This window comes from Kocuria sp. UCD-OTCP, from assembly GCF_000349605.1.
GTDB lineage: Bacteria > Actinomycetota > Actinomycetes > Actinomycetales > Micrococcaceae > Kocuria > Kocuria rosea.
Genome location: NZ_AOSQ01000002.1, coordinates 150403 through 163043, shown reverse-complemented (window position 1 = coordinate 163043; position 12641 = coordinate 150403). Strand labels below are relative to the sequence as shown.

Annotated in this window: 12 protein-coding genes; 8 read left to right on the top strand and 4 right to left on the bottom strand. The window is 74.9% G+C overall.

Going from position 1 to position 12641, the window contains the following annotated elements:
* Positions 1 to 8: 8 nt before the first annotated feature.
* Both H488_RS21210 and H488_RS21205 read left to right on the top strand, forming a co-directional pair.
* Entirely contained in the window at positions 9 to 833 is an 825-nt protein-coding gene (locus tag H488_RS21210; protein ID WP_017832089.1) for a glycerophosphodiester phosphodiesterase family protein, read from the top strand.
* 40 nt (positions 834 to 873) lie between these two features.
* Positions 874 to 1920, top strand: coding sequence for an enoyl-CoA hydratase/isomerase family protein (locus H488_RS21205; RefSeq protein ID WP_017832088.1), 1047 nt, complete (start codon positions 874 to 876; stop codon positions 1918 to 1920).
* A 24-nt stretch (positions 1921 to 1944) separates the two neighbouring features.
* Here the strand turns inward: H488_RS21205 and H488_RS21200 are convergent, their stop codons facing one another.
* Positions 1945 to 2523, bottom strand: coding sequence for a hypothetical protein (locus tag H488_RS21200; protein WP_017832087.1), 579 nt, complete (start codon positions 2521 to 2523; stop codon positions 1945 to 1947).
* Between the two features lie 272 nt (positions 2524 to 2795).
* Here H488_RS21200 and H488_RS21195 point away from each other — a divergent pair, with 272 nt between their 5' ends.
* Both H488_RS21195 and H488_RS21190 read left to right on the top strand, forming a co-directional pair.
* On the top strand, positions 2796 to 4151 hold the full coding sequence (locus H488_RS21195) for a phosphoribosyltransferase (RefSeq protein WP_031282285.1): 1356 nt from the start codon (positions 2796 to 2798) through the stop codon (positions 4149 to 4151).
* Positions 4148 to 5473: an erythromycin esterase family protein gene (locus H488_RS21190; RefSeq protein ID WP_017832085.1), complete on the top strand. Its 1326-nt coding sequence runs from the start codon at positions 4148 to 4150 to the stop codon at positions 5471 to 5473. Before H488_RS21195 ends, H488_RS21190 begins: the two co-directional genes overlap by 4 nt.
* 20 nt (positions 5474 to 5493) lie before the next feature.
* On the opposite strand, the gene H488_RS21185 is transcribed toward H488_RS21190, so the two are convergent.
* Positions 5494 to 6012 (bottom strand): hypothetical protein, encoded by a 519-nt coding sequence (locus H488_RS21185; RefSeq protein WP_126346532.1) that lies wholly within the window; start codon positions 6010 to 6012, stop codon positions 5494 to 5496.
* Positions 6013 to 6296: 284 nt separating this feature from the next.
* On the opposite strand from H488_RS21185, the gene H488_RS21180 reads away from it, so the two are divergent.
* The 4 genes from H488_RS21180 to H488_RS21165 all read left to right on the top strand — a co-directional run bounded on the left by H488_RS21180 (position 6297) and on the right by H488_RS21165 (position 8327).
* Entirely contained in the window at positions 6297 to 6713 is a 417-nt protein-coding gene (locus H488_RS21180) for an Hsp20/alpha crystallin family protein (protein ID WP_031282283.1), read from the top strand.
* Positions 6714 to 6876: 163 nt separating this feature from the next.
* Positions 6877 to 7308, top strand: coding sequence for a universal stress protein (locus tag H488_RS21175; RefSeq protein WP_017832082.1), 432 nt, complete (start codon positions 6877 to 6879; stop codon positions 7306 to 7308).
* A gap of 76 nt (positions 7309 to 7384) precedes the next feature.
* Entirely contained in the window at positions 7385 to 7813 is a 429-nt protein-coding gene (locus H488_RS21170; RefSeq protein ID WP_017832081.1) for a universal stress protein, read from the top strand.
* 85 nt (positions 7814 to 7898) lie between these two features.
* Positions 7899 to 8327, top strand: coding sequence for a universal stress protein (locus H488_RS21165; protein ID WP_017832080.1), 429 nt, complete (start codon positions 7899 to 7901; stop codon positions 8325 to 8327).
* A gap of 9 nt (positions 8328 to 8336) precedes the next feature.
* On the opposite strand, the gene H488_RS21160 is transcribed toward H488_RS21165, so the two are convergent.
* Positions 8337 to 10226, bottom strand: coding sequence for a heavy metal translocating P-type ATPase (locus tag H488_RS21160; protein WP_017832079.1), 1890 nt, complete (start codon positions 10224 to 10226; stop codon positions 8337 to 8339).
* A complete protein-coding gene (gene ppsA / locus H488_RS21155) occupies positions 10223 to 12640 on the bottom strand; it encodes a phosphoenolpyruvate synthase (protein WP_017832078.1) in 2418 nt (805 codons plus the stop codon). The genes H488_RS21160 and ppsA overlap by 4 nt, the downstream gene beginning before the upstream one ends.
* Position 12641: the final 1 nt, after the last annotated feature.

Here is a 12641-nt window from a genome sequence, read left to right as displayed (position 1 = left end):
ATAGGGGGGTGACCCCTCCAGCGCACCGGCGCGACGCCCCCGCAGCCCTGGCCCACCGCGGTTTCTGCCGGGACGGTGCCGAGAACACCCTCGACGCCTTCCGGGCGGCCCGGGACCTCGGCTACGAGTGGATCGAGACGGACGTCAACACGACGGCCGACGGGGTGGTCCTGTCCTTCCACGACGAGACCCTCGACCGCGTCACCGGCGGCAGCGGGAAGGTCTCCGCCCTGACCTGGGCGCAGATCAGGGCCGAGCGCGTCGCCGGTGCCGGGCGCATCCCCCGCTTCGCCGACCTGCTGACGGAGCTCCCCGAGCTGAAGTTCAACGTGGACGTCAAGGACGAGGCGTCCGTGGCGGCCCTGCCGGCGCTGCTCCACGAGCTCGGCGCCGTGGACCGGGTGCGGGTGACCTCCTTCTCCGAGAGCCGCCGGCGCCGCACGCTGCGGCGGATCCGCGAGCTGGACGGCCGGACCGTGCCCACGTCCTCCGGCAAGGAGGGGATGCGCCTGCTGCTCGTGTGCTCGTGGCTGGGCGGGCCCACCTGGCGTCTCGCGCGGCGGGCGGCCGCCCGGTGGATCGAGCCGTTCGACACCGTGCAGATCCCCCGCCGGTACCGGGTGCGGGGCGGGGCCGAGGTCCAGCTCGTGACCCCCCGCTTCCTGGACTTCGCCCACCGGCACGGCATCGACGTGCACGTGTGGACCGTCAACGAGACGGCCGAGATGGCGGAGCTGCTCGAGCTCGGGGTCGACGGGATCGTCACCGACCGGGCCGACCTGCTCGCCTCCCTCCTGGCGCAGCGTGGACAGTGGCCGCCCTCCGGCGTGTGAGCCGTGGCACGGCGGCGCGACCCGTGGCAGGGTGGGAGCCATGACCGACACTGCCACGACCGGCACCGCGCAGCACGTCCTGACCGAGGTCCGCAACGGCACCGGGCACATCGTGCTCAACCGGCCCCGTCAGCTCAACGCCCTCACCGCACAGATGTACCGGGACCTCAAGACCGCGCTCGACGCGTGGCGGGACGACGACGCCGTGCGCCACGTGCTCGTCACCTCGGCCTCCCCGCGGGCGTGGTGCGCCGGCGGCGACATCCGGGAGGTCCGCGACGCCGTGCTCGCCGGGCGGACGGAGGAGGCCACGGGGGTGTTCGCCGTCGAGTACGCCCTCGACTGCCTGATCGCGGACTACCCCAAGCCCTACGTGGCGCTCATGAACGGGATCTGCATGGGCGGCGGCATGGGCATCTCCGTGCACGGTTCCCACCGCGTGGTGGGTCCCTCCACGGTCATGGCGATGCCCGAGACGAAGATCGGCTTCTTCACCGACATCGGCGCCTCCTGGTTCCTGCCGCGCGTCTCCCGGCCGGACCACCGCGGCGAACCGGGCCTGGCCGTGGGCCGCTGGCTCGCCCTCGGCGGGCAGCGGCTCGGCGGCGCGGACGCCGTCGCCCTCGGGCTGGCCGACGTCCTCGTGGCGGACGAGGACTTCGAGGCCCTCGCCGGGGCCGTGGTGGAGGAGGGCCCGGAGGACGCCCTCTCCCGCTTCGCGCGCGAGCCCGAGCCGTCCTCCGTGGTGGCGCGGTGGGAGGAGATCGAGGAGCGCTACGGCGCCCCGACCCTCGAGCAGATCGTCGCCGCCGCGCCGGAGGACCTCGCGGGGATGAGCCCCTCCTCGCTGGTGCGCACCTTCGAGCTGCTGGAGCGCGGCGCGGCCGACGACAGCGTGCGCTCCTGCCTCGAGCGGGAGCTGCGCCTCGCCGCGGACACGATCGCCCGCCCCGACTTCGCCGAGGGCGTGCGGGCGGTCCTCGTGGACAAGGACAACCGGCCGGCCTGGGAGCACGCCTCCGTCACGGACGTCGACGTCGCGGCCGTCCGGGCCGTGCTCGACGAGAAGCTGCCGCTGCCCCGCTGACCGGCCGGCACCGGCCCGGCGCGCTCAGCGGCGGGACGGGTGCTTCCCGTTGTCGCTGACCACCGGCCGGGGAGGACCCCACCGGTCACCGGCCGGGGTGGGGCGGTCCACGAACCGGCGGTAGCCGAGGTACAGCACCACGGCCAGCGCCACGGTGACCACGGCGAACGAGGCGACGGTGTCCTGCGAGACCAGGCTGCGGACCACGCTGTGCAGCAGCGTGAACAGACCGCCGAGCAGCACGCCGTGGGCGAGCACCGGTCGGCGCCGCTCCACCGCCAGGCTCGCCCCCAGCAGCACGACGGACGCGACCAGGGCGATCACGCCGACGTCGCGGCTGTGCCGCATGTGCTCGACCTCCCACGCCCCCCGTTCGCGCTCGTAGGCCGCCCACTGCTGCTGCTCCTCCGGGGCGAGCTCGCGGGTCTCCCGCGCCATCGCGACCGCCGGGGGCGGCGCGGGCTCCTCCGGGCCGGGGTGGACCGTGGCGACGCCGAGACCCACGAACAGGGCCAGCAGCAGCCCCAGGAAGAACGTGTAGACCGTCCGCATGACCCTGCCGTCCGTGCGGTCCTCGGCGCTGTCCTGCGTGCGGTCCTTCATGCGGCGTGCTCCGTCTCCCCCGCCGGTGCGGGACGTCCGTCCAGGGCGCCCGGGTCCGCGGCCGGCCGGCCGCCGGGGCGTGCTCACATTGTGGGGCGGGCCTGCTCCGTTGTCCACGTCCGTCACCTGGCCCGCGGGCCTTCCACCGTGTTCCCCGCCTGCCTACGCTGGAGTCCTCCGCGGCGGCCCACGGGACCCGGGGGGCGCGAACGGAGCCGGGCGAGCACCGGAGGGCGGTGGGCCGCGCGCCCGCCGGAGAGGCGGTGGGGACCATGGTGGTCTTCGAGAACAGGGTCGAGGCCGGGCGGCAGCTGGGGAAGCGGCTGAGGTCCCTGCGCGGGCAGGACGTGGTGGTGCTGGGGCTGCCCCGCGGCGGGGTGCCCGTGGCCCACGAGGTGGCCCGCATCCTGGACGCGCCGCTGGACGTCATCGTGGTGCGGAAACTGGGGGTCCCCTCCCAGCCCGAGCTGGCCATGGGCGCCATCGGGGAGGAGGGCGCCCGCGTGCTCGACGAGCGGACCCTCCAGTACTTCGGGGTGACGGACGCGCAGCTCGAGCAGATCGAGGCGCGGGAGCGGGCCGTGCTCGAGGCGCGGACGGCGCGCTTCCGGGAGGGCCGGGAGCGGGTCGATCTCACCGGGCGGACCGCCCTGGTCGTCGACGACGGCATCGCCACCGGCTCCACGGCCCGCGTGGCCTGCCGGATCGCCCGCCAGCTGGGCGCCGCGCGCGTGGTGCTGGCCGTCCCGGTGGCCCCGCAGGAGGCCCTGGGCCGGGTGGTGGAGGCGGACGAGGTGATCTGCCTCGCGACCCCGCCGTACTTCACGGCCGTCGGCTACCACTACCGGGACTTCTCCGCCACCGAGGACGACGAGGTGGTGGCCCTGCTGGACGCCGCCAGGCGCCGCCACCAGCCGGAGCTGCCCGCGCCGCCCCGGGCGGGGCCGGCCGCGCACGGCTATCCGGTCGACGCCGACGTGCGCATCCCGGCCGGGAGGGAGCAGCTCGAGGCGCACCTGCACCTGCCGGCGCCCGGCGCCGGGGTGGTGGTCTTCGCCCACGGCAGCGGCAGCAGCCGGCGCAGCCCGCGGAACCAGTACGTGGCCTCCGTCCTGCAGCAGGCGGGGCTCGGCACCCTGCTGCTCGACCTGCTCACCCCCGGGGAGGAGACGGACCGCGGCAACGTCTTCGACATCGGCCTGCTCGCCGAGCGGCTGCTCCTGGCCACGGCGTGGCTGCGTGAGCAGCCCGGTTCCGCGGCGTCCCCGGTCGGGTACTTCGGGGCGAGCACCGGCGCCGGCGCCGCCCTGTGGGCCGCGGCCGAGCCCGGCGCGTCCATCGCGGCCGTGGTCTCCCGCGGCGGCCGGCCGGACCTCGCGGACGAGCGGCTGCGCTCGGTGCAGGCACCCACCCTGCTGATCGTCGGCAGCGAGGACTCCGAGGTGCTCGGCCTCAACCGGTGGGCGCAGGAGTCGATGCGCTGCCCCACCCGGCTGGCCGTGGTGGAGGGCGCCACGCACCTCTTCGAGGAGCCCGGCACGCTCGCCGAGGCCGCCGCGCTGGCCCGGGACTGGTTCCTGCGCCACCTCTCCCCGGCCGGGGAGCACGGCGACGGGACGTCCCGGTGAGCCCGCTCGGGCGCGGCCCCTCCCGGGAGGCCGGGGTCCTCGCGGAGATCCGCTCCCTCGCCCGGCCGCTGGAGACGGCGCAGGACCTCGACCCGCTCGTGGAGCGCTGCGCCGGCGCCCGGTTCGTGTGCGTGGGGGAGGCGTCCCACGGCACGCACGAGTACTACCGGTGGCGGGCCCTGCTCAGCCGCCGGCTCATCGAGGAGCACGGCTTCACCTGGATCGGGGTCGAGGGGGACTGGCCGGACTGCTGGCGGATCGACCGGTGGGTGCGCGGCGAGGCGGACCAGGACCTCGACGCCCACGGCGTCCTCGCGGGCTTCGAGCGCTGGCCCACGTGGATGTGGGCGAACGAGGAGGTCGCCGAGTTCCTCGACTGGCTCCGGGAGGAGAACGCCCGCCGGGCCGGCCACGAGCAGGTCGGCTTCTACGGCCTGGACGTCTACTCGCTGTGGGACTCGCTGCGGGAGATCATCGGCTGGCTCGGGACGAGCGCCCCCGAGGCGCTGCCCGCCGCGCTGCAGGCGTGGCAGTGCTTCGTCCCCTTCCACGAGGACCCGCACCGCTACGCGTGGCGGACGCGGATCGTGCCCGAGAGCTGCGAGGCCGACGTCGTCGCCCTCCTCGCCGAGGTGCGCCGGCGCACCATGGACCGGACGGCCGGGGACCCCGCCGCGTTCGACGCCGCCCTCAACGCCATGGTGGCGGTCGACGCCGAGCGCTACTACCGGACCATGGTGCGCGGCGACCGGCAGTCCTGGAACGTGCGGGACGAGCACATGGCGGACACCGCGGACCTGCTCTCCCGCCACCACGGGCCCGGTGCCAAGGGCCTGGTGTGGGAGCACAACTCCCACGTGGGGGACGCCCGGGCCACCGACATGTTCGACGCCGGGCTGGTCAACGTGGGTCAGCTGCTGCGCGAGCGCCACCCCGCGCACGAGGTGGTGCTGGTCGGCCTCGCCTCCTGGACCGGCACGGTGGTCGCGGCGGAGGCGTGGGGCGCGGCCGAGGAGGTGCTCGCCGTCCCGCAGGCACGTGCCGGCAGCCACGAGGACCTCCTGCACCGGGCGCTGGAGGAGGACGCGGTGCTCGTCTTCGGCCGCGACCGCTCCGGGCCCTGGCTCTCCGGGAGGTTCGGCCACCGGGCCGTCGGGGTGGTGTACCACCCGTGGCGCGAGGCCGGCAACTACGTCCCCACCCGCATGGGGGAGCGCTACGACGCGCTGCTGTGGTTCGGGACGACCGCCGCCCTGCGGCCCCTGCACCACGAGGCCCCGCCCGAGGAGCCCGAGCTGGAGACCGAGCCGACGGGCTTCTAGAGGCGTCCCGGCGGAGCGGCTCAGACGCCGCTCTGCTCCCGGTGCGCCTCCTCGGGCGCGCCCGCCGGGGGACGGTCCTGGAAGAAGCGCCGGTGGCCGAGGACCAGCACCACCGCCAGGCCCACGCTCACGGCGACGAACGTCATGGTGGTCTCGCTGGAGGCGAAGCTGCGGCCGATGGCGTAGATCAGGGTGAACAGCCCGCCCAGCATCACCCCGTTGGTCAGCACCCTGTTGCGCTTCTCCAGCACGAGGCTGAGACCGAGCAGCACCACGGAGGCGCCCAGGGCCACGACCGCCACGTCGCGGCTGTAGCTCTGCTGCTCCTCCTGCCACTGCCGCCACTGCCGGTCGTTCTCCTCCATCTCCGCGCGCTGCTCCTCGGTCGGAGCGCCCCCCTCGGGCACGAACTCCATCCCCGCGGTCGGCTCCGGCATCTCCGGCCCCGGATAGAACGTCTGGATCCCCAGGCCCACGAACAGGGCCAGCAGGGCCCCCAGGAAGAACGTGTAGACGATCTTCATCACGTTGTTGTCCACCGCGGACACCCCGCTCTCTCCCGGTCCCCGGGGTGGCCGCCGGACGGCGACAGAACCCGTGGGGATGCCCCGATTATCGCCCTGTCGCACCTGCGAATCCAGTGTCCCCGGGGGCCGGTGGAGCGGGCCCCCGTCATCATGCGTCCCGGACCCCGCGGCCCTTACGCGCCCGGTCGGCGGTGTCTACGCTTGAAGGGTCGAGGCGGACCGCACCGGTCCCGCCGGCCGTCCGGGACGACGTCCCGGACGGCCGCGGCACCGGTGCCACGGGAAGGAGTCAGGTCATGGCCGGATTGATGCGCAGGGAGGGGCTGGAGATGCTCGAGCCCCTCCGACGCCTCCTGGAGGGGGACGTCGAGGCCTCCTGGCCCCGTGTGGAGGAGTACCGGGACGGCGACACCGTGGTGATCCGGGCGGAGCTGCCCGGCATCGACCCCGAGCAGGACGTGGAGCTCACGGTGGCCGACGACGTGCTCCACCTGCGGGCCGAGCGCAGGGAGCGGACCGAGCACAAGGACAAGGGCGGTTACCGCTCGGAGTTCCGCTACGGCTCGTTCTCCCGCGCCCTGCCGCTGCCCGCCGGGTGCCGGGACGAGGACATCAGCGCCGCGTACCGCGACGGCGTGCTGGAGGTGCGCGTGCCCGTCGCCGGGCACGTCGAGCCGCCCGCGACCCGGAAGATCCAGGTCACCCGCGGCTGAGGACGCCGCGCGCCGCCCGTGCGACGGCAGGCGGGACGGGGCGGTGCCGCCCGTCGGCCGTCATGCGGGCCCCGGGACCGGGGATCCGTTGTGACGGATCCCACCGGGTCCTATCGTGGAGACAGGCGGACCGGCCGGCCCGCCGGGAACAAGGGGGAACACCATGGGCGAGCCGTCGTCCGGAGGCCGGATCGTCGTGGGAGTCGACGGGTCCGGGTCGTCCAAGGCCGCGCTCCGGGAGGGAGTGCGGCTCGCCGAGGCCCTGGGCGCACCGCTCGAGGCCATCATGTGCTGGGAGGACCCGCTGCTCTACGAGAGCTACCGCGTGGTGGACCCCGAGGAGTTCCGCCGCGGCAGCGAGCAGCTGTTCGAGAGCACCCTCGAGGAGGTGTTCGGGGAGCAGCGCCCGGCGAACCTGACCACCCGGCTCCTGCGCGGCCAGCCCGCCGCCCGGCTCATCGAGGAGAGCGAGGAGGCCCGGATGCTCGTGGTGGGCCGGCGGGGAACGGGCGGGGTGCTGGGGATGATCCTCGGCTCCGTCTCCTCGGCCCTCGTCTCCCACGCCAAGTGCCCCGTCCTCGTGGTGCGGCACTGAGCGGTCCGCCAGGTTCCTGGCGGCCGGAGCGCGCCCCGGGCACGGACCGCGGGCGCCGGAACGAAGGAGCTCGGCCATGGAGACACCGTCACAGCAGCGGATCCTCGTCGGCATCGACGGATCGGACTCCTCGAAGGAGGCCCTCCGGGCGGGGGACAGGATCGCCCGCGCCCTGGGCGTCCCGCTGACCGCCCTCATGTTCTGGGAGGGGCCGCCCCTCTACGAGGGCTGGGAGACCGTCGACCCGGACCGGCCGCCGGCCGGCAGCGTGGAGCTGCTCCGCTCGACGGTCGCCGACGTGTTCGGCGCGGACCCCCCGGAGCACGTGCGCGCCGAGCTGCTCCACGGACGGGCCGCGGCCCGCCTGGTCGAGGAGAGCGAGAACGCCCTGATGCTGGTGCTCGGGCGCCGCGGCCACGGAGGCCTGCGGGGCTCGGCCCTGGGCTCCGTCTCCAACGCGTGCATCGACCACGCCCACTGCCCGGTGCTGGTCGTCCGGCACTGACCGGCCGGCGCCGGCCACCCGGCGCGGGCCACGCGGCACCGACAGGCCGGCTCCCGGCAGCCGGCCCGGACAAGGAGGTTCGGTCATGAACGCACCGACGGACCAGCGGATCCTCGTGGGGATCGACGGCTCGGAGTCCTCGATGGAGGCCCTGCGGCTCGCCGCGAGGCTCGCGGAGGCCCTCGACGCCCCGCTCGAGGCGATCGCGTGCGCGGGGGACCCCACCGTGCTGGACGCCGAGCTCCTCGTCGACGAGGAGGCGCTGCGCGCCAACCACGAGCGGATCCTCGCGCGCACGGTCGCGGCCGTCTTCGGGGAGGACGTCCCCGGCCGCCTGACCACCACGGTGACGCACGGCCGCCCGGCAGGCCGGCTCATCACGGAGAGCGAGACCGCGCAGCTGCTCGTGCTCGGCCGGCGCGGCCGCGGCGGGCTGCTCGGCTCCTCCCTGGGCTCGGTCTCCCACGCGTGCGTCTCCTACGCCCACTGCCCGGTGCTCGTCGTCCGGCACTGAGCCGGCCGGTCACCGTTCGCCGCGGGGCCCGCGGAGGGCGCGCAGGGCGTTGAGGATGGCCAGGAGGTCCACGACCTCCTGGCTGAGGGCGCCGAAGATCGCGGGGATCGCCCCGGTGGCGGCCACGAGCATGAGCACCACGGACAGGGCGATGCCCAGCCAGATGCTCTGCAGGGCCACCTGCATGGTGCGCCGGCCGATCCGCACCGCCGTCGCGGTCCTGGCGAGGTCCTCGGTGAGGATCACCACGTCGGCGGACTCACTGGCGGCGGTCGCGCCCCGGGCGCCCATCGCGACGCCGACGTCGGCGGCGGCGAGCACGGGGGCGTCGTTGACGCCGTCGCCGACCATGAGCACCGGACGGTGCGGGGCGCTGCGGACGGTGTGGACCTTGTCCTCGGGCAGGCACTCGGGCAGCACCCGGGTGATGCCCAGCGCCGCGGCGACGTGCTCCACGGTGGCGCGGGCGTCACCGCTGAGCACGAGGATCTCCCGGACCCCGAGCGCGGTCAGCTCGGCCATCGTGGCCGCCGCGTCCTCGCGCACCTGGTCGCTCATCACCAGGGTGCCGGCGAAGCGGCCGTCCACGGCCACGTAGACGGCCAGCTCGCCCGGCCCGAGCGCCTGCTCGACCACGTCCGGGGCGGAGCGGGCCACGTGGGCGCGCTTGCCGACCACCACCCGGCGTCCCTCCACGGTGGCGGTGACCCCGTGGGTCGCCTCCTCGTGGGCCTCCTCGGCCGGGGCCGGCGCGAGCCCCCGGGCGAGCGCGGCGTCCCGCACCGAGGCGGAGAGCACGTGGGAGGAGTACTGCTCGGCGGACGCCGTCAGGCGCAGCAGCTCCTCCTCCGGGAACGGGGGGCGGGCGTGGACGGCCAGCAGCTCGGGGCGGCCGTAGGTGATCGTCCCGGTCTTGTCGAAGGCCACGGTGCGCACCGCGGCGAGCCGCTCGAGGGTCCCGGCGTTCTTGATGATGACGCCGTTGCGCGCCGCCCGGCTCATCCCGCCCAGGAACGCCACGGGGGCGGCGATCAGCAGCGGGCAGGGGGTGGCCACCACGAGCACCTCCGCGAAGACCACCGGGTCCCCGTGGTACCACCACGCCAGCCCGGCCACGAGGAGGGCGAACGCGGTGAAGGGCACGGCGTAGCGGTCGGCCAGGCGCACCACCGGCGCTCGGGACTCCGCGGCCTCCCGCACCATCGCCACGATCTGGGAGTACTGGCTGTCCGCCGCGGTGGCGGTGGCCCGCAGCACCACGGCCTGCTGCTCGTTGAGGACGCCCGAGAGCACCGGCTCCCCGGCGCGGCGGGTCACGGGCAGGCTCTCCCCGGTGATGGAGGACTCGTCGAAGTCGGCCTCCGCGCCGACCAGGCACCCGTCCACGGGGACGACCTCGGCGGGGCGGACCAGCAGCTCGTCCCCGGGGCGGACCTCCTCGACCGGGACGTCCTCGACGGACCCGTCCGGGTGCCGCCGGTGGGCCAGCACCGGAGCCCGCTCGAGCAGCGCGTTGAGCTCCTTGCGGGCCCGGTTCGCCGCGTAGTCCTCGAGGGCCTGGCCACCGGTGAGCATGAGGACCACCACGAGGGACGCCAGGTACTCGCCGACCGCCACGGTCGAGCTGATCGCCGTGACGGCCAGCAGGTCCACGCCCCAGTGCCCGGCGACGACGTCCGCGACCATGCCCCACGCCACCCGGGCGGCCACGACCAGGGCCCACCCGGAGCCCAGCCACTGCGCCGGCCCCGGCTGCCCGGCGACCAGCAGTCCCACGACCACGGCGCCCACGGCCAGGGTCACGGCCACGAGCGGATAGCGCCGCGGGAACTCGAGCAGCCGTCCCGCGCGGCCGGGCTCGACGTCCAGGTCGGGGCGTGCGCCCACCGAGAGGCTCATGCGTCCATTGTGCCCCCGGGCCCGGCCGCGAGGCGCCGCTCGGTCTCGGCGATCCGCCGCGCGGTGCGCAGGAAGCTGTCCGGGTTCAGGGAGATCGAGTCGATCCCCTCCCGCACCAGGAACTCGGCGAAGTCGGGGTGGTTGCTGGGCCCCTGGCCGCAGATGCCGATGGGGATGCCCGCGGCGTGGGCCTTGCGGATCGCCTCGCTGATCATCCGGGTCACGGCCTCGTCCCGCTCGTCGAACAGCGCCCGCAGGGCCTCCGCGTCCCGGTCCACCCCCAGGACGAGCTGCGTGAGGTCGTTGGAGCCGATGGAGAAGCCGTCGAACCGCGTGGCGAACTGCTCTGCCAGGACCACGTTGGAGGGGATCTCGCACATCATGTACACCTTCAGGCCGTGCCGCCCGCGCTCGAGGCCGTGCTCGGCCATCGTGGCCAGGACCCGGTCCGCCTCGCCCACGGTGCGGCAGAAGGGAACCATGACCACCACGTTGTCGAAGCCGATGCGCTCGCGCACCCGCCGCAGCGCCCGGCACTCGAGGGCGAAGCCCTCCCGGTACCGGGGGTCGTAGTAGCGGGAGGCCCCCCGGAAGCCGAGCATCGGGTTCTCCTCGGGCTCCTCGAAGGCCGCCCCGCCCACGAGGTGGGCGTACTCGTTGGACTTGAAGTCGCTGAGCCGCACGATCACCGGCCGGGGGTGGTACGGGGCGGCGAGCTTGGCGAGGCCCAGCGCCAGCGTCTGCACGAAGTACTCCTGGCCGTCCGGGAAGCCCGCCGTCAGCTCCGCGATCCGCCGGCGGTCCGCCTCGTCCCGGACCCGCTCCGGGTGAACGAGGGCCATGGGGTGGACCTCGACGATGTTGTTGACGACGAACTCCATCCGGGCCAGACCCACCCCGTCGGCCGGCAGCCGCCACCAGCGGAAGGCCGCGGCGGGGCTCGCCACGTTGACCATGATCGCGGTGCGCGACTCCGGCAGCTCCCCGAGGTCGACCTCCTCGACGTCGAACGGGAGGGTGCCCTCGTAGACCGTGCCCCGGTCGCCCGCCGCGCAGGAGACCGTCAGCTCCTGGCCCTCCGGGATGGTCCGCGAGGCGTCCCCGGTGCCGACGACGGCGGGCAGGCCCAGCTCCCGGCTGACGATCGCCGCGTGGCTGGTGGTCCCGCCGTGGTCGGTGACGATCGCGGCGGCGCGCTTCATCACCGGGACCCAGTCCGGGTCCGTCATCTCGGTGACGAGCACCGACCCGTCCCGGAAGGACTCGATGTCCGCCGCGGTGCGGACCACGCAGGCCGGGCCGGTGGCCACGGCGTCCCCGACCGCGGCGCCCACCGCGAGCACGCGCCCCTCGCCCCGGAGGTGGTGGATCGTGAAGCGGGTCCCGCTGCGACCGGCCTGGACGGTCTCCGGCCTGGCCTGCAGGAGGAACAGCTCTCCCGTCAGCCCGTCCTTCGCCCACTCCAGGTCCATGGGGCGGCCGTAGTGGTCCTCGACGAGCACGGCCCAGCGGCCGAGCCGCAGGACGTCGTCGTCGCCGAGCACCCACGCCTGCCGCTCCGCGGGGGAGGTCTGCACGAGCCGGGTGGCGGCGGCCCCGGCAGGGGTGTCGTCGTCGTGGACGAGCTTGTGCAGCTTGGCCCCCCGGGTCCGCTCCACGATCGGGGCCTCCGCCACGTCGAGGAGGGGCTTGAACACGAGGTACTTGTCCGGGTCCACGGTGCCCTGCACGACCGTCTCGCCCAGGCCCCACGTCGCGCTGATCACGGCCACGCGCGGGAAGCCGCTCTCGGTGTCGATCGAGAACATCACCCCGGAGCAGCCGAGGTCCGCCCGGACCATCTCCTGCACGCCGACGGACAGGGCGACCGCGAGGTGGTCGAACCCCTTGAGCTCCCGGTAGGTGATGGCCCGGTCCGTGAACAGGGACGCGTAGCACCGCCGGCACGCCTCCAGCAGCTCGTCCTCGCCGACCACGTTGAGGAACGTCTCCTGCTGGCCGGCGAAGCTCGCGTCCGGGAGGTCCTCGGCGGTCGCGCTGCTGCGCACGGCCACGGACAGCCCGGCGCGGCCCGTGCGCGCGGAGAGCTCCCGGTAGAACTGCCGGATCTGCCGTGCCGTCCCCGCGGGGAACTCGCCGCGCAGGAACAGCTCGCGCACGGCGGCGCCGGTCTCCCGCAGCGTGGCACGGCCCGCGCGGTGGTCCTCGAGCCGGTCCCGGAGGGCGGGCCCGATCCCGTTGGCCTCCACGTAGGACCGGTACGCGTCCGCGGTGGTCGCGAAGCCACCCGGCACGCGCACCCCCCGGGAGGCCAGCTCCCGGACCATCTCCCCGAGGGAGGCGTTCTTGCCGCCCACCCGGGGGACGTCCGCGATCCCGAGCTCCTCGAACCAGTGGACCTCGGGGCCGGCCACG